Origin of the sequence: Pseudooceanicola sp. (assembly GCF_041987405.1) — a bacterium.
Lineage (GTDB): Bacteria > Pseudomonadota > Alphaproteobacteria > Rhodobacterales > Rhodobacteraceae > Pseudooceanicola.
Map to the genome: position 1 here is coordinate 151,081 of NZ_JBHIWR010000004.1, position 16,572 is coordinate 167,652.

Genomic DNA, 16,572 nt, shown 5'->3' on the forward strand with positions numbered 1-16,572 from the left:
CCCGGTCTAGCCGCGGAACCCCGTGGCCACGACGAATTTTTCCGAACTGTCCTTGCGCGACGAGGGCGGCTTGAAATTCGCGACCTTCTCGAACTTCTGTTTCAGCAGTTTCTGCAACTCGCCCTCCGCCCCGCCGGCCAGAACCTTGGCGACAAAGGTGCCCCCGGGCGCCAGCACGTCAAACGCGAAATAGGCCGCCGTTTCGCACAGCGAGATGATGCGCAGGTGATCGGTCTGCTTGTGGCCCGACGACGCCGCCGCCATGTCGGACATGACCACATCGGCCTCACCGCCCAGCCAGCCCTTCACCTTCTCGTCGGCACCGTCTTCCATGAAGTCGAGCTGATGCACTTCGGCCCCCGGCAACGGATCGACCTCCTGTAGGTCCACCCCGATGATCCGTCCCACGGCCTTGCCCGATTTTTCGCCAAGCGCATTGATCCGCGGCACAGCCACCTGCAACCACCCGCCCGGCGCACAGCCCAGATCGACCACCCGCGCCCCCGGCACGAGGAACCGGTACTTGTCGTCGATCTCCATGATCTTGAACGCCGCGCGGCCACGATAGCCTTCGGCCTGGGCGCGCTGCACATAGGGGTCATTCAGCTGGCGCTGCAACCATCGGGTGGAGGACAGCTTGCGCCCGCGCGCCGTCTTGACCTTGACCGTCAGATCGCGCTGGCCCCGGCCAGATGTGTTCTTTCCAGTGGGTTTCTTTGCCATGCGCAGCTCTCCTACGTCCGCATAGCGAAACGGGCGCGCCCCGGCAAGGACCCGCCCGTTCCCGATACTGTGTGGCTGTGGCTCAGCCCTTGCGACGCCGCAGCGCCAGCGCGCCCAGCCCGCTCAGCAGCAGAACCGCACCGGCCGGCAGAGGAACCGCCGAGATAAGCTCCAGCGAGGCGATGTCGAACCCGTCGGTCGACGCAGTGTCCGTGCCGTAGACCCGGCGGGTCGAATCCGCGATGAACAGATACTTCCACGGCCCCGCGTCGATATCGACGACGCTGGTCGCGGGCTCCTTGTAGGCCCGACCGTTGTCGAAGGTGCCCATGTAGATCCTGTCACCCCAGTTCAGCGTGTTGGACACAAAGACATCCGCCGCCTCGTGGTGGTTGGAAGGATTGGTCACCTCGGTGACATTGACGATGCCCGCGAAGGGTTTCGTGATTTCGAACGCGATCACGCCGCCGGTGGTAAAGGTCGAATCCGACGCAAGACCGAGCGAATAGAACCCGGAGCCCGAGTTGATATTGCCCGCCAGCTGACGCGACGCCGTGGTGCCGCAGTTCAGCGAAATCGCGCCAAGACCCGGGATGGAATTGCTGACATCGGTCGCACATTCCGCGCCCAGAATCGTCAGGTTGGGAGAAACGGACAGGGCATCCGCCTTCTCGCCGCTGAAAATCAGAGCCGCAAGAACCGGAACGATAAAACGTAGTGCTTTCATATGTTGCGCCTCGAACAGATTGGAAAACAGTGAACCCCTTGGGGTTGTGCCTGTAGCTAGCGCAGATTCGCCTGGCCCGCCACATTATTGTCTAAAATCGGCAAGATTCCGGTAAGTTACCAAACATCAGGAAACAGTCGCCCAAACTCGCGGCCCATCTGTTCCTGTTCGGGCACAATCGCATAGGTCGTGGCCACAAGTGTTAATACACACCGTCCTCCAGAACCCCATGCGCCGACATCTGGGCATAGAGCAACCCTTCCCTTAGCCCCCGGTCCGCCACCGACAGCCGATCCGTCGGCCAGCACCGCAGCAGCGCCTGAAGGATGGCCGAGCCCGACATGATCAGCGCCTGCCGGTCCTGCCCGATCCGCGGGTCGCGTCGTCGCCCTTCGGGGCCAAGCGCCAGGTAATCGCGGATCACCGTGTCGATCTGGTCGGAGGTCATGCGCAGCCCGTCCACCTTGGTCCGGTCGTAGCGCTTCAGCCCCAAGTGCGAGGCCGCCACCGTCGTGACCGTGCCGGAGGTGCCGATGATCTGGAACCCCTCCCGCACCTGTTCGTCGCGATAGGGCGCGAACTCCGCCAGGTTCTCCTCGAAGAACCAGGACATCAGCGCGAACCGCGCCGTATCGTCCCGCACATCCCGGAACTGGTCGCGCAGCGTCGCCACGCCAAGCGGGACAGAGATCCAGTCAACGACCTTCGCTGCCGGAAACGGGCTTTCGGGGGGATGAAACCCGGAATGCAGCCGCATGATCGAATGCGGGCGCTCCCGGCGTGGCACGGCCGTCAGGTCGATCCACACCAGTTCGGTCGAGCCGCCGCCGATATCCACGACCAGCAATTGATCCGTCTTGGTCGAGACCAGCGGCGCACAGGAAATCACCGCCAGCCGGGCTTCCTCCTCCGGCTCGATGATCTCCAGCGTCAGGCCGGTTTCCCGTTCGACCTGCGTGATGAAGGCCCGCGCGTTTCCGGCCCGACGACAGGCCTCCGTCGCCACCAGCCGCATATGCCGGACCTCGTGGCGCTTCAGCTTCTGCTGACAGACCCGCAGCGCCTGGATCGTCCGCCCCATGGAGGAACGGGACAACTGCCCGGACCTCTCCAGCCCGGCGCCCAGCTGCACCGATTTCGAAAAACTGTCGACCACATGAAACTGGCTGCCCTTCGGCTGGGCAATCAGCATGCGGCACGAATTTGTGCCCAGATCCAGCGCCGCATAGAGTTCGGCTGGATCCGGTGTAGAGGGTACGGGGCTCTCGACCGGTTTCGGGAAAGCGCCCGCACCTTTGGGACGCCTGGGCGCCATCGTCGCGCCCTCCATTACGTGTTGTTCTCAACCTATGGCACGGCGGATGTTCGCGCAAGATGGCACCGGGGGGGCTGACACAACATATGCACCCCTGCAGATATTTATCTCGCCCCTACCCCGCGCTTCAAGCAACCCGCCGGAACCCGGTAATTATCTCGATTCGCCCAATGATGCCGCCCCCATGACCCAGGGGGACCCTGCCACAGGGGCGCGGAACCTACGCCGCGTCGCGTGCGGGGTACAGGATGTCGAAAACGACCCCGCCTGCCCTGCGACGCTCTCGTATGAACGGCATCAGGACGACAGAGGAACGCCAATGCCCGCACCGGAAATCACCCTTGTCTGCTGGCGGGATATCCCCGCTCAGGTGATCGTCGGCAAAGGCCGCAAAGCCGCCAAGAGGGTCCTGCCCGAACGCTTCGAGCAGGCCATCGACCGGGCGGCGATGAAGGTGGGCGCATCGGACACCGATGCCTATCTTGCGGAATGGCGCAAACTACCCCTGCCGCCTCAGGAGGGCGATCCCTCCGACATCGCTGCGCGCGAAGTGGCGCGTATCGACGCTGAATATGATCAGGAGCGCATCAAGGCCCTGATCGCAAATGATGGATGGGCATGATACGCCCGAACTGGAGGGAGCGCCTGATGGCAATTCTGAACTTCGCCCGCCGCAGCGAACCGACGCCGGCCGATGACCGCCTCGACGCCTTCCTGAAAGGCTATTCCATCGAGGTCATGCCCCGCACCGCAGAAAAGGTCGAGGATTTCCGCGCCCTCCTGCCCCAGGGCACCCGCGTCTACATCGCCCATATCGACGGCACACCGATCGAGGATATGGTCGCCACCGCCGCGCGTCTCTCCGCCGAGGGCTTTGACGTCATGCCCCACTTCCCCGCGCGCATCATTCGCGATGCCGCGACGCTGGAAGACTGGATCAACCGCTATCAGGGCGAGGCCGGCATCACCCAGGGCCTCATCCTCGCCGGTGGCGTCTCCGAGCCCGTGGGCGACTTCCACTCCTCCATGCAGTTGCTGGAAACCGGCCTCTTCGACCGCGCGGGCTTCAAACGCCTGCATGTCGCCGGCCACCCCGAGGGCAACCGCGACATCGACCCGAACGGCGGCGACGCCATGGTGCTGGAGGCGCTGCGCTGGAAACAGGCCTTTGCCGGGCGGACGGATGCCAAGATGGCCATGGCCACCCAGTTCGCGTTTGAGGCACAGCCGATCATCGCCTGGGCCAACCGCCTGAAGTCCGAAGGCATCGACCTGCCGATCCACATCGGCGTCGCGGGCCCAGCCAAATTGCAGACCCTGATCAAGTTCGCCATCGCATGCGGCGTCGGCCCCTCGCTCAAGGTTCTGCAAAAACGCGCCATGGACGTGACCAAGCTGGTTCTGCCCTACGAGCCGACCGAATTGCTGGCCGACCTCGCCCAGCACAAGCTGGAAAACCCCGACAGCCTGATCGAACAGGCGCATATCTTCCCGCTCGGCGGCATCAAGACCGCGGCCAAATGGGTCACCGACAACACCGGTGACGCGGGACGACCCGCCGCAGCCTCTGCCTGAGTCGCAAAATCACCCGACCGCCAGCTTACCGACGTCGCACCGACGTAATACCGACGTAATACCGACGTCCCAAAACCAGATCAGAAAGACGCCCATGACCCGCACCGTTCTCGAAAGCAAATCCAAGACCGTTGTCATAGGATTTGATGAACCCTTCTGTGTTATCGGCGAACGGATCAACCCGACCGGCCGCAAGAAACTGGCCGCCGAGCTGGAAATGGACGACTTCTCCACCGTCGAAAAAGATGCCATCGAACAGGTAGCCTGTGGCGCGATGGTGCTGGACATCAACTCTGGCGCCGTCTTCACCAACAAGATGGCCCAGGACCCGCGCTACGCCGACAACAACTTTGTCGAGCCGATGCTGATGCCGGAACTAGTCAAGCGTGTTCAATCCCTTGTGGACGTCCCGCTCTGCATCGACAGCTCCGTCCCCGGCGCGCTGGAGGCAGGGCTTGAGGCCGCCGAGGGCCGCCCCCTCCTCAATTCCGTCACCGGCGAGGAAGAGCGTCTGGAAATCGTCTTGCCGCTGGTCAAGAAGTACAACGTGCCCGTCGTCGCGATCTCCAACGACGACACCGGCATCTCCGAAGACCCCGACGTCCGCTTTGCCGTCGCGAAAAAAATCGTCGAACGCGCTGCCGACTTCGGCATCCCGGCCCATGACATCGTCGTTGACCCGCTGGTCATGCCGATCGGCGCCATGGCGACCGCCGGCCAGCAGGTCTTCTCCCTCGTCCGCCGCCTGCGCGACGAGCTGGGCGTGAACACCACCTGCGGCGCCTCCAACGTGTCCTTCGGCCTGCCGCACCGCCACGGCATCAACGCCGCTTTCCTGCCCATGGCTATCGGCGCGGGCATGACCTCCGCCATCATGAACCCCGTCCGCCAGGTCGAGATGGAGGCAATCAAGGCCGCCAACATGCTGATGAACCACGATCCGAACGGCGGACAGTGGATCGGCTTCTCCCGCGTGATCGACGCGGTGAACGAGGGCGCCACCTTCGCCGAGGCCTCCAAAGCCGCCGCCGAAGCAGGCTCCGGCCGGGGCGGACGCCGCCGCCGCCGCTGAGCGCTCATCACCGACACGATCTGACACCCCTGCCCCCGGGCGGGGGTGTTTGCGTTTCGTCGCGCAGATTTTCGACGGATTTAGTACGCCCGCGTAACGCCGCCTTAACTTGCATGCGCCTATCACCATGCCGGAACCTCGACAGAAGGGAGTCCGAGCGTGACATCCTTGCCCCGCATGCAAAAAGGCCGACCCCATGCCTGAAACAGTCTGCCTTCCACCGAAACTCGACCTGCCCGCCGCAGGGCCGTTGACGACGGAACTCTTGAAACATCTCGACGGGGATCTGACCCTCGACGCCGCTCAGGTCACGCAGATCGGCGCCCTGTGCACCCAGGTCATCGGCTCCGCCGCGATCAGCCTCGCCGCCGCCGGGCACCGCCTCACCATCACGAACATGCCCGACCGTGTTGTGGAACAACTCCAACACCTTGGTTTCACGCCCGAAAGCCTGACGGAGGTGCGGTCATGACCGTGACAGTCCTCGCCGTCGACGACAGCCGCACCATGCGCGACATGATCCGCATGTGCCTCGCCCCCGCCGGGTTCGAGGTCCACCTGGCCGAAGACGGCGTACACGGGGTCGAGGTGCTGGATGGCCTCTCCCCCGACGCGATCATCACCGACATCAACATGCCCCGGATGGACGGCTTCGGCTTCATAGATGCCGTGCGCGGGCAGGAAGATCACCGCGCCACCCCGATCCTCGTTCTCACCACGGAAAGCGCGCCGGAACTCAAGCAACGCGCCCGCAACGCCGGGGCCACCGGCTGGATCGTCAAACCCTTCGACCCGGAAAAACTGGTCAAGGCCCTCACCATGGTCACCGGATAGGAGGCGCGGGAATGACTGAGTCGAACGACCCGATGGCCGAAATCCGGGCCTCCTTCTTTATCGAATGCGACGAATTGCTCGAGGCGCTGCAGGACGGCCTGCAGCAACTCGAAGACGGCGCCGATGATCCCGAAACCATCAACATCGTCTTCCGCGCGGTCCATTCCATCAAGGGCGGCGCCGGGGCCTTCGGCCTGGAACGCCTGGTCCGTTTCGCGCACCGTTACGAAACCGTCCTGGACGAGGTCCGCTCCGGCAAACTCACCGCCGATCACGAAGCCCAGAAGATCTTTTTTCAGGCCGCCGACCACCTCTCCGATCTCGTCCGCATGTCCCGCGACGCAGAGGAGATTGGCGACACAGCCAGTGACGAATTGATTGCCGCCCTCAACAGCCTGATCGGCGACGAGGAAGAGGAGGAGGAAATTGCGGCCGAGGATTTCCAACCTCTCGGCGTGGCCATATCCCTCGACCTGCCCACGGAGGAGGAGCCGACGCCGGAGCCGGAATTTCGCATCCTCTTCAAGCCCGGACAGGATCTCTTTGCCACCGGCAACGAACCTCAGATCCTTCTCCGCAACCTCTGCGCCCTGGGCGAGGCGACCGTCACCTGCCATCACGACGCCCTGCCGCCGTTGGATCAACTTGCCCCGGAAACGCCCTATATCTATTGGACAATCACCCTCCAGGGGAAGGTCTCAGAAGCTGAAATCCGCGATGTCTTCGAATTCGTCGATGGTCTCTGCGAGCTGGAGATCACGTCTGCCCTGACAGAGTCGCCTCCTGATGCGGCCGTTGAGCCAGACGATCAAACCGAAGAATCCGGCCACGCGGCCGAACCAACCGCCGAGCCGTCACTTACTCAGATCGCACCACCTGCCACATCCAGCGTTTCGGCACCTTCCACCCCTGGCCCCACGCCAGACGCAGAGCCGACCGCCCGTCCGTCCGCGGAAATCACGCCACTGGCCCCAAGCGATCCCGCAAGGCCGCAACCCGGCAAACCCGCAGCTGCCCCAGGCCAGAAATCCGTCGTCCGCGTTGATCTCGAACGGATCGAGCGGCTGGTTAACCTCGTCGGCGAACTGGTGATCAACCAGGCCATGCTGGCCCAGAGCCTCGACCAGGCCGGATTGTCCCCCCATTCCGACGCGATGAACGGGCTGGAAGAATTTCAGCGCCTCACCCGCGACATCCAGGACAGCGTCATGATGATCCGGGCCCAACCGGTCAAATCCCTCTTCCAGCGCATGTCCCGCATCGTCCGAGAGGCCTCCGCCGCCGTGCAGAAGGAGGTGCGCTTCGTCACCGACGGCGAAGCGACCGAGGTCGACAAGACCGTGATAGAACGCCTCGCCGATCCCTTGACCCATATGATCCGCAATGCCGTGGATCATGGTCTGGAAACAACCGAAGAGCGAAGCACCGCAGGCAAAAGCACGATCGGACAGGTCCGCCTCTCCGCCGCGCATCGCTCCGGCCGCGTGATCATAGAGGTCGCCGATGACGGCGGCGGCATCAACCGCCCCCGCGTCCTGGGCATCGCCAAGTCCAAGGGCTTGATCCCTGCCGACGCAACGCTCAGTGACAGCGAAATCGACAACCTCTTGTTTCTGCCGGGTTTCTCCACCGCCGACGAGGTCTCCGACCTCTCCGGTCGCGGTGTCGGAATGGATGTCGTGCGCACCTCGATCCAGCAACTCGGCGGGCGCATCGCCATCACTTCGGAAAAGGGCAAGGGCACCACCTTCTCCATCAGCCTGCCGCTCACCCTCGCCGTCCTCGACGGCATGGTCGTGCATGTCGCTGGCGAAACCCTTGTCCTACCCCTCAATGTCGTGGTCGAAACCCTTTCCCTCGGTCCGGAAGACGTCCAGATGCTGCGCCCGGGCGCGCATGTCATCCGCGTCCGGGGCGGTTTCGTGCCCCTCTACGACCTCGGTGTCATGCTCGGCTATCGCGGCCCCCGCGAGTCGCTGGAGGACGTGATCGTCCTGCTCATCTCGCTCGAGGATGGCACCCGCGCCGCCCTGATCATCGACGGCATCCAGGACCAGCGGCAAGTGGTGATCAAGGGCCTCGACGACAGTTTTTATCGCGCGCCAGGTATCGCCGCAGCCACGATTCTTGGCGACGGCCGCATCGCCCTGATCCTCGATCCCGCAGACGTCATCGCGGCCTCCGGGCCCACGCGCCATGCCGACATCTCTTACCCGGAAAGGAAGGTCGCAAATGAATGACCCTGCCGCCAACAGCAGTCTCGAACTCCTCACCTTCCGCGTCGCGGAACAGGAATATTCACTCGACATCATGTCGGTGCGCGAAATCCGCGGCTGGACCCGCACGACCCCCATGCCCCACGCGCCGGACTACATGCGCGGCGTGATCAACCTGCGCGGCACAGTGCTGCCGGTCATGGACCTTGCCCGCCGACTGAATCTGCCATCCCGCGAAACCACCGACCGCAATGTCATCATCGTCGTCGTGATCAACAACACTCTCACCGGGCTGCTCGTCGATGCGGTGTCGGACATCGTTGCCATGACCGAAGACGATCTTCAGCCACCGCCGGACCTCTCCTCCGATCCCCAGATGGCGGTGGTCCGCGCCCTGACGGTCATCGAGGATCGCATGATCCGCGTTCTCGACCTCTCCGCCGTCGTCCCCGATACATCGGATGAGGCCGCATGACCCACGCTCCGAACGCCAGCGCAGGTTCGGGATTGTCCGACACCGCCTTTGCCCGGATCTCCGCTCTGGCCAAGGAGGAGGCGGGCCTCGTCCTGCCGAAGAGCAAGCAAACCATGGTCCAGTCCCGCCTGCGCCACCGCATGTCGGCGCTTGGGCTCACATCCTACGACGACTACGCGAAATTCGTCGCGGGGCAGACCGGCATCGAAGAGCGGCGGCACATGATTTCGGCCCTGACGACGAACGTCTCCCACTTCTTCCGCGAGAACCACCATTTCGAGATCTTCCGCACGCAAACCCTGCCCAGCCTCCTGGCCAAGGCCCGCAGCGGCCAACCGGTCCGCATCTGGTCGGCTGGCTGTTCCAGCGGCCAGGAACCCTACTCCATCGCCATGTCGATCCAGGAACATGCCCCGGAACTGGCCGCCCTGAACACGCTGATCCTGGCGACCGACATTGATCCCAACATCCTCGCCAAGGCGGAGGCCGGCATTTACTCGGACCAACAGATAGCCGGCATTCCTCCAGAGATGCGCAAAAAATACCTTAACCCCGACCGCGAAGGCCATGCCGTCACACCGGCGCTCAAACGCATGATCCGGTTTCGGGAACTCAACCTGCTGCACGACTGGCCGATGCGAACGCGGCTGGACGTCATCTTCTGCCGCAACGTGGTGATCTATTTCGATGCAGACACCCAGAACGCGCTTTGGCCGCGGTTCGAACAGGCTCTCATCCCGGAAGGCTGGTTCTTTCTCGGTCATTCGGAACGGGTCTCGGATGCCAGCGCATTGCGGTTCCACTCCGTCGGCATGACAGCCTATCGCACCCGCCCCGCGGCAGAGGCGGCATCCGTTTCCAGAAAGGAGGCCTGATATGGCGTTGCGTGACCAGATACGCATCATGGTGGTCGATGACATGTCGACCAGCCGGGGCCTGATCACCCAAGCACTGGACGCCTTCGGCGTGCGCAACGTCGCCAGCACGGCAGACGGCGCCACTGCCCTGAAAACACTGGAAAGTCAGCCTGTCCACCTGGTCATTTCCGACTACAACATGCCGGGTATGGATGGGCTGCAATTACTGCACCGGTTGCGCACGGGGGCCAAGACCAAGGGCGTCGGTTTTATCCTGATCACCGGCAAGGCCGACAAAACCATCATCGACCAAGGCCGACAACTCGGCATGAATAACTTTCTGAAGAAACCTTTTGAGCCGAAGGACCTCCAGGCCTGCATCGAAGCGGTTGTGGGGCGCCTGTGACATCGACCACGGAACCGTCAACGGACCTTCGAGGCCCCGAAATACCGGCAGATGTCCTCATGGCGGTCCTCGGTGAACAGGTCTCGATGCTCCATGAACTGACGCGAGACCTGGAGGCGTCCCTTTCGGATACCCTCAGCGCGTCGGACAAGCTCTCGACTGAGGCCTTCAGAACGATTCAGCGCGTGGATTACCTGCGCCAGTCGCTGAAGGATATCGGCGCCATCCTCACCCACGTGGGCGAGGATCTGCGCTGGACCGAGGGTCATGAGATCCATCTGGATACTCTACAAGAGATCGTGGACATGCGCGAAAGCCTCGGCAGCCTGCATGAGGTCCATGTCGGTCCTCAACAGGTTCACGACATCTGGCTGTGACACACCAACTGCACCGCAGCAATTCACGCGAAGCCCTCGTCCTCATTCCTCCTAGAGACGCGCTTGGCCCCGTCCGATCGGTCACGTCCCGCGCACTCCTGCATCAAAACAGCTCCACGCCATTGCGATCCGGTTGCGCCGGCGCTTTGGGCTCTTCCACCCGTGCGCCAGTGACGGTCTTTTGCATCACGCGTCCCTCGGCGGGATAGAACCGAATGTGCCGTGCAGAGGTGCCGCCGAGTGAATGCCCCAGGCAGGGAATGCCCTCCTGTTCCAGAAAATCCAGGGCGAAGGCGCCGTTCGCCCGGCCGATATCAGACAGGCCCTCGACCATGCGCGCGCCGCCAAAAACCTTGGCCTTGAGGTTGCCGCGCACCGCCCCCTTCCGGACCAGCGCGTTGATCAGCAATTCCATAGCATTCACACCGGCGAAGTCGCAGGCCACACCCCCCACGGTTTTCTGCGCCACGAGGATATGGTTCATGCCGCCGATCCCGGCTGTGTCGTCCCACAGACAGGCCGCCACACAGGAGCCGAGGATCGTCGAAATGACCTCCCCCGGCGCGGAAGAAACAGCAAATTCGCCCTGTGAAATGCTGACCGTCATATTTTGCCTGCCTTTGCCTGACCTGATCCCACGCCACCGGACGAAACCCGATCCGCCATGCGGCAGATCTCGGCCGGGATTTCGTCGAGGGGACATTGCCGATCCAGCGCGCCGAGGTCATGGGCCGCCCTGGGCATGCCGTAGACGACGCTGCTGTCGCGGTCCTGTCCGATAGTCCTGGCTCCGCGCTCGTGCAACTCGGCCAGCCCTGCCGCGCCATCCCGGCCGAGGCCCGTGAGGATCACGCCAATCACGCTTTCCGCAAACCCGAGGGCCGAACGAAACAGCTCATCCACGGACGGGTAGTGGCCGTTCGTTTTTGGGCCCCGTATTTCGGTACAGACGAAGTGACCGACGTGTCGGTCGACCCCGGTATGGATGTCCCCTCCGGGCGCGAGATAGACCAGGCCCTGTTCCAACCGCGCGCCCTCCTCGGCGACCCGGACGCGTTGCACGTTGCGCTGATCCAGCCGGGCGACGAAGCTTTTCAGAAAACTTTCCGGCATATGCTGCGAGATGACGGTCGGCGGACAATTGACAGGCAGGCCTCGCAACACCGCCTCGATCGCGGCGACCCCGCCGGTAGAGGCGCCGATCAGCAGAATTCGACCGTTCCAGCGTTTGATGACACCGGCGGTTGTTTCCGCCTCCTGCGGCCGCAAACCGTCGAAGCCCGGGGCCACACGGCGTCGGCTGCGCGCGGCCGTCACCACCCGGTCCGCCATGTCAGACAGGAAGGCCGGATCAAACCCGGCGAGCGGTTTGACCATCACATCCACCGCACCAAGGGCCAGTGCGCGCACCGCGGCCTCGCTGCCTTCCGGGGTGACGCTGGAGAACATCACCACCGGCATCGGCCTGAGCCGCATGATCCGTTCCAGGAAATCCAGCCCGTTCATGCGGGGCATCTCCACGTCCAGGGTGATCACATGCGGATCGAGGGCCTTGATCTTCTCGCGGGCGTCATAGGCGTCGGCCGCTGTCCCCACCACTTCGATCGCGGGATGGGCCGACAGGCCGATGCGCAGAATGTTGACGATGGCGGGGGAGTCATCGACGATCAGAACGCGACAGGGGGACGGCATTTTGCGAGTCACCATCAGGACGCCCTCCAGCCGTCCTGAGGTGTTGCCCCCTGCTCAAGCGCGCCATTGGCCACGGCCGCTGTGGGAAGGATGGATGGTCCGCCAGAATAGCCCTCTAAGGTGTCCCGCATCGCACTGTCATCAAAGGAGAACTGGCCAATGGCCCCCGCCAGGCTCTGCGCCCGTTGCGCCAGTCCGTGGGCGGCGGCCGAGGTTTGCTCGAACATGGCAGCGCTTTGCTGTGTGGCGTGATCGATCTGGTTCACCGCGCCATTGATCTGGGTCAGCGCGCGGCTCTGCTCATCACCGGCACGGGCGATTTCGCCAATGAAATCCGCAACCTCCTGAATTGACGCGACGATCCCTGTCAGGGCTGCCCCGGTCTGTCCAACCAGGTCCACACCCTGCGAGACATGCTGACCGGAGCGCGAAATCAGCCCCCCGATTTCAGCGGCCGCATCGCTGCATCGTTGTGCCAGGGCGCGCACCTCGGTCGCGACCACGGCGAACCCACGTCCGGCCTCGCCCGCGCGGGCGGCTTCCACCCCCGCGTTCAACGCCAGCAGATTGGTCTGAAACGCGATGTCGTCGATCACCGAGATGACCTTGACCACTTCGCTGGAAGAGGCGGCGATCTCCGACATGGCATGTTCGGCGGAGACGACAACGGCGCCGGAGGACTCCGCGCCCTGCCGCGCCTCCTCCACCAGCCGGTTGGCCCGGGCGGCCCCCTGCGCGGTGGCGGCGACATTCTGGGTCAGCTCATCCAGGCTGCTCGCCGTTTCCTGCAGCGTCATGGCCTGTTTTTCAGTGCGCTTTGCCAGATCATCCGAGGCGTTGACGATTTCATCGGTCTCCTGCTGCATCGCGCCGGTTTCCATCGACACCGATTGCAGGGCGCGTGACAGATGCTCCGTCGACTGGTTGAAATCCAACCTCAGTTGATCGTGATCCGCAGCAAAGGGCGTCCGCAGGCGCACCGAAAGGTCGCCCGAGGCGATGGCATTCAACCCGACGCGCAACGCCTCGACCACCTGTTTCTGTTCCTCCGCCATGGCAAGGCGGACACGGTCCGCCTCTTCCATCGCCTGGTGGGCTTCGGTCACATCACTGGCGATGAAGACCACCCCCGACGGCCGACCGCGCAGATCGCGGATCGGATAGAAACCACCGTCCAGATAGACTGCGCCGCCCGGGGCTCGCGCGAGGAATCGCCCGGTCCGCATCCCGCCTCTGGTGACCTCCTCAACGATGGTTCGACCGCCCTCCTGCGTAGCCAGGTCGAGGATCCCGTCGATCAGGGTTGCATCGCCGGTCGTCCGCCCGGGAAAACAGGCGGCGAAATTGTCGTTCGAACGCTCCAGCACGCCCTCGCCGGAAAATTCGGCCTTGAGCATGCTTGTCTCGATCGCGGAGAGCGTGGCCTGCTCCCGACGCGTATCCGTCACGTCGATCCACTCCAAGACCATGCCGATCACCGCGCCCTCGTCGTCCGTGATGGCATCGACATGCAGCTGAACCGCGGCCTCCCCGACAGTGATATCTGTATGGAACGGCAGGTTTTTCGGATCAGACATCAAGGCCCGGACCCGTTCGGGCACTCGGTGGAAGCGATCCATGTTGAGGCCGACCAGATTATGGGCGTCGAACTCCGGATCCACGGTGGCAAAATCGGCGGAACGGCGGGACATGAGCTTCACGACCGATGCGTTGACATAATGGATGTTGAAATCCGTATCCGTCATCATCAGCGCGGCCGATGTCGTGCCCAGAGCGGCGCTTTTCCGGCGGTTCTCTTCCTCGACAACGCGGGCCTGCAGCAGCGTATGGCGCAAGGCGTCTATGGCCCGGGCCGTGTGGCCCAACTCATCCCGCCGCGCGGTCAGTGGAACGGCGTCCGACAACTGCCCCTTTCGCAGGCGGCCCAGGGCGCCCGTCAGTTCGCCGATCCGCCGGATCATACCAAGGGCGATGAGATAGGCCGCCAGTGCCGCGCCGCCGGTCACCCAGAGGCCACGGATCAGGGTCGAGTGGCCAAGCTGATGCGCCACCGCAACCAGATCGTCGTGATCCTGTTCGGTGATGACGCCCCAGCTTCGCCCCATGATCCGCAGGGGCGCGAAGGCGACCAGTTTCGCCGCCTCCCCGTCGTCCAGAAAGACCCCCCGTTCGCCCAGCACAGCACCCGCACGCGGATCCTCCGGAGCGATCGACCAGCCGGACGGAACGCTATCGAGGAAGATGCGCGGCCGACCGTCCGCGCCAAGAAGATAGCTGGAAATCGGTCCGTTGGGGTCGCCCGTCCGGGTCAGGTAATGCTCCAGTCGGGTGGCGGCGATTTCCACGGCGAGATAGCCCTGAATGTCCCCCCGACGCCCGGGAATCGGCACGGCGGCAAAGGCCCCGTGCCGCGAATCCGTTTGCAGGATGTCCGACATCCGTGGCTCTTTCGCCTGGCTCGCAGCCAGATCCGACTGCAGGTCGGCCAAAGACGGGGCGATGTCGGCCACATGCTCCCCGATCATATCCCGCCGCGCCGTGGCGAAAATCAATTGCCCCTGTGGCCCGAAGACGAGTACATCGGCAAACCCGCCGCGCAGCGCGAAATCCTCGAAATAGCTGCGATATTTGTTATCGGCACGCTGATAGGTCGCGGAGAGGTCGGGCGCCCCCGGCCCGGTCAGGTCCATATCCTCGATGCCGCGTCCATAACTGCGCAGCGCGGACTGGACGAGCGGAGAGCCGCTTTGGAATGTCAGGTCCGAGGCCACCCGTCCGGCCCATTCCGACAGTTCCGCCACCCGGGTCTCGACCACGGTGCTCAAGGCGTCGCGCCCATCCTCGATCAGGCTTTCGCGCGCTTCATGATGGGTCAGCACCCCCATGATGCCGAGCGCCAGGCAGCTGAGAACCACCAGAGACAGGACGAGCTTGGCAGCAAGGCCGATACGTGGAAACGGCATGAACGGACCCCCGGGCATCGACGCATTCCGCGCCGGTTCGGGGGCTCTTATGCGAATTGTGCGTGAAGATACGCTTAATCGGAGAGCGGTCGCGCGGCCTTTTTCACACGAGGCCCAGATCGCGGGCCCGCATCGCCGCGTGGGTGCGGTTCCGGGCGCCCAGTTTTCGCGACAGCGTCTTGACGTGCAGCTTGATCGTGACCTCCTGCACCCCGAGATCGCGGGCGATTTCCTTGTTGGATTTGCCCCCCGCGATGCCGCGCACCACCTCGACCTCCCGCGGGGTGAGCCCATGGGTCGCGTCGGACAGTGCGCCGTCGGGCAGGTAGACCGCCCCGGCCATCAGGACATCCACCGCATGGATCATGTCCTCCGCCGTCAGGGTCTTGGGCAGGAAACCGGCCGCGCCCAGATCGACCGCCTGCCGGGCGACCTCTCCGCCTGCGGCGCCGGAGATCAGGGCAATCGGCAGGTCGGGATGGCGTTCGGCCAGCCTTCGCAGCCCGTCCAGCGCCTCCATCCCCGGCATCCTGTAGTCCAGCAGCACCAGGTCGTAAGCACCAGATTCCAATGCAATTTCTGCCTCCGCCAGGTTGGCGACAGCGCGCACGTTATGGCGGCCGTTCTGCATGAGATAGGCGGCAATCGTATCTCTTACCAGCTCATGATCATCGGCGAGCAGGATGGTCCCCATTGTCCTCCCCCTTAACGCGATCCGACTCACAACCTATACGAATGGACAGAGTAAGTCCGGAAAACTTGCGGAACCGTTTACGAGGAAGCAAGGATGTGCCCGTATCCTTATCCGGCCATTCCCGCCCAAGACGGAGCCTCTTCATGTTCGCACGCCTGCCCCTCGCCCTTGCCATATGCCTTGCCCCATTGGCAACCTGGGCGCTGGATCGCCTCCCGCAGGGCGAGGGGCCGACGGTGCTGACCATCCGCGCCCATGGGGCCGAACATGCCCTCGATGCCACGGCTCTGCGCGCCCTGCCCGCCGACAGCTTTGTCACCGAAACCATCTGGACCGAGGGCGAACAAGCGTTCACCGGCGTGCGGATGACGGAACTTCTGAACCGGCTCGACATCCACAGCGGGCAGATCACCCTGGTCGCCGCGAACGACTATCAGATCCGCATAGATGTAGAAGATTTCACCCCCGACGGCGCCCTTCTGGCCTATGAACGCAACGGCGCCCCGATGACCCTGCGCGACAAGGGACCGGTCTGGCTGGTCTATCCCTATGACGCCGACGCCAGGTTCCGCACCGAAATCATCTATGCCAATTCGATCTGGCAACTCGACCGGATCGTGTTCGACGAGTAAGACTGCCCGGACCG

18 protein-coding genes are annotated in these 16,572 nt (G+C 63.8%); 11 read left to right on the top strand and 7 right to left on the bottom strand.

Annotated elements, in window-relative coordinates:
• Positions 1 to 6 precede the first annotated feature (6 nt).
• The 3 genes from ACFC2Y_RS11825 to ACFC2Y_RS11835 form a co-directional block, all read right to left on the bottom strand.
• Positions 7 to 723 (bottom strand): RlmE family RNA methyltransferase, encoded by a 717-nt coding sequence (locus ACFC2Y_RS11825; protein WP_375172869.1) that lies wholly within the window; start codon positions 721 to 723, stop codon positions 7 to 9.
• Positions 724 to 805: 82 nt separating this feature from the next.
• Entirely contained in the window at positions 806 to 1,450 is a 645-nt protein-coding gene (locus ACFC2Y_RS11830) for a VPLPA-CTERM sorting domain-containing protein (RefSeq protein ID WP_375172868.1), read from the bottom strand.
• A 202-nt stretch (positions 1,451 to 1,652) separates the two neighbouring features.
• Complete coding sequence (locus ACFC2Y_RS11835; RefSeq protein WP_375172867.1) at positions 1,653 to 2,765, bottom strand: Ppx/GppA phosphatase family protein; 1,113 nt, start codon at positions 2,763 to 2,765, stop codon at positions 1,653 to 1,655.
• A gap of 319 nt (positions 2,766 to 3,084) precedes the next feature.
• On the opposite strand from ACFC2Y_RS11835, the gene ACFC2Y_RS11840 reads away from it, so the two are divergent.
• The 10 genes from ACFC2Y_RS11840 (at position 3,085) to ACFC2Y_RS11885 (ending at position 10,577) form a co-directional block, all read left to right on the top strand.
• Positions 3,085 to 3,387, top strand: a complete 303-nt coding sequence (locus ACFC2Y_RS11840; protein ID WP_375172866.1) for a virulence factor — start codon at positions 3,085 to 3,087, stop codon at positions 3,385 to 3,387.
• A 26-nt stretch (positions 3,388 to 3,413) separates the two neighbouring features.
• The gene (locus ACFC2Y_RS11845) at positions 3,414 to 4,340 is read left to right on the top strand and encodes a methylenetetrahydrofolate reductase (protein ID WP_375172865.1); all 927 of its coding nucleotides are present in this window, start codon (positions 3,414 to 3,416) and stop codon (positions 4,338 to 4,340) included.
• Between the two features lie 94 nt (positions 4,341 to 4,434).
• Positions 4,435 to 5,412, top strand: a complete 978-nt coding sequence (locus ACFC2Y_RS11850) for a methyltetrahydrofolate cobalamin methyltransferase (protein ID WP_375172864.1) — start codon at positions 4,435 to 4,437, stop codon at positions 5,410 to 5,412.
• 196 nt (positions 5,413 to 5,608) lie between these two features.
• The gene (locus tag ACFC2Y_RS11855; protein WP_375172863.1) at positions 5,609 to 5,884 is read left to right on the top strand and encodes an STAS domain-containing protein; all 276 of its coding nucleotides are present in this window, start codon (positions 5,609 to 5,611) and stop codon (positions 5,882 to 5,884) included.
• Positions 5,881 to 6,246, top strand: a complete 366-nt coding sequence (locus tag ACFC2Y_RS11860) for a response regulator (protein WP_375172862.1) — start codon at positions 5,881 to 5,883, stop codon at positions 6,244 to 6,246. The genes ACFC2Y_RS11855 and ACFC2Y_RS11860 overlap by 4 nt, the downstream gene beginning before the upstream one ends.
• A gap of 11 nt (positions 6,247 to 6,257) precedes the next feature.
• Positions 6,258 to 8,486, top strand: a complete 2,229-nt coding sequence (locus ACFC2Y_RS11865) for a chemotaxis protein CheA (RefSeq protein ID WP_375172861.1) — start codon at positions 6,258 to 6,260, stop codon at positions 8,484 to 8,486.
• A complete protein-coding gene (locus tag ACFC2Y_RS11870) occupies positions 8,479 to 8,937 on the top strand; it encodes a chemotaxis protein CheW (RefSeq protein ID WP_375172860.1) in 459 nt (152 codons plus the stop codon). Before ACFC2Y_RS11865 ends, ACFC2Y_RS11870 begins: the two co-directional genes overlap by 8 nt.
• On the top strand, positions 8,934 to 9,812 hold the full coding sequence (locus ACFC2Y_RS11875) for a CheR family methyltransferase (RefSeq protein WP_375172859.1): 879 nt from the start codon (positions 8,934 to 8,936) through the stop codon (positions 9,810 to 9,812). The genes ACFC2Y_RS11870 and ACFC2Y_RS11875 overlap by 4 nt, the downstream gene beginning before the upstream one ends.
• A gap of 1 nt (position 9,813) precedes the next feature.
• The gene (locus ACFC2Y_RS11880) at positions 9,814 to 10,200 is read left to right on the top strand and encodes a response regulator (RefSeq protein ID WP_375172858.1); all 387 of its coding nucleotides are present in this window, start codon (positions 9,814 to 9,816) and stop codon (positions 10,198 to 10,200) included.
• Between the two features lie 59 nt (positions 10,201 to 10,259).
• Positions 10,260 to 10,577 (top strand): hypothetical protein, encoded by a 318-nt coding sequence (locus ACFC2Y_RS11885; RefSeq protein WP_375172857.1) that lies wholly within the window; start codon positions 10,260 to 10,262, stop codon positions 10,575 to 10,577.
• Positions 10,578 to 10,680: 103 nt separating this feature from the next.
• Here ACFC2Y_RS11885 and ACFC2Y_RS11890 read toward each other — a convergent pair whose 3' ends face one another.
• From ACFC2Y_RS11890 to ACFC2Y_RS11905, 4 genes are all read right to left on the bottom strand, one after another.
• The gene (locus tag ACFC2Y_RS11890; protein WP_375172856.1) at positions 10,681 to 11,184 is read right to left on the bottom strand and encodes a chemotaxis protein CheD; all 504 of its coding nucleotides are present in this window, start codon (positions 11,182 to 11,184) and stop codon (positions 10,681 to 10,683) included.
• Entirely contained in the window at positions 11,181 to 12,284 is a 1,104-nt protein-coding gene (locus tag ACFC2Y_RS11895) for a chemotaxis response regulator protein-glutamate methylesterase (protein WP_375172855.1), read from the bottom strand. Before ACFC2Y_RS11895 ends, ACFC2Y_RS11890 begins: the two co-directional genes overlap by 4 nt.
• A complete protein-coding gene (locus tag ACFC2Y_RS11900; RefSeq protein ID WP_375172854.1) occupies positions 12,284 to 15,232 on the bottom strand; it encodes a methyl-accepting chemotaxis protein in 2,949 nt (982 codons plus the stop codon). Before ACFC2Y_RS11900 ends, ACFC2Y_RS11895 begins: the two co-directional genes overlap by 1 nt.
• A 103-nt stretch (positions 15,233 to 15,335) precedes the next feature.
• A complete protein-coding gene (locus tag ACFC2Y_RS11905) occupies positions 15,336 to 15,926 on the bottom strand; it encodes a response regulator transcription factor (protein WP_375172853.1) in 591 nt (196 codons plus the stop codon).
• A 143-nt stretch (positions 15,927 to 16,069) separates the two neighbouring features.
• On the opposite strand from ACFC2Y_RS11905, the gene ACFC2Y_RS11910 reads away from it, so the two are divergent.
• A complete protein-coding gene (locus ACFC2Y_RS11910) occupies positions 16,070 to 16,558 on the top strand; it encodes a molybdopterin-dependent oxidoreductase (protein ID WP_375172852.1) in 489 nt (162 codons plus the stop codon).
• The last annotated feature ends 14 nt before the right edge of the window (positions 16,559 to 16,572 follow it).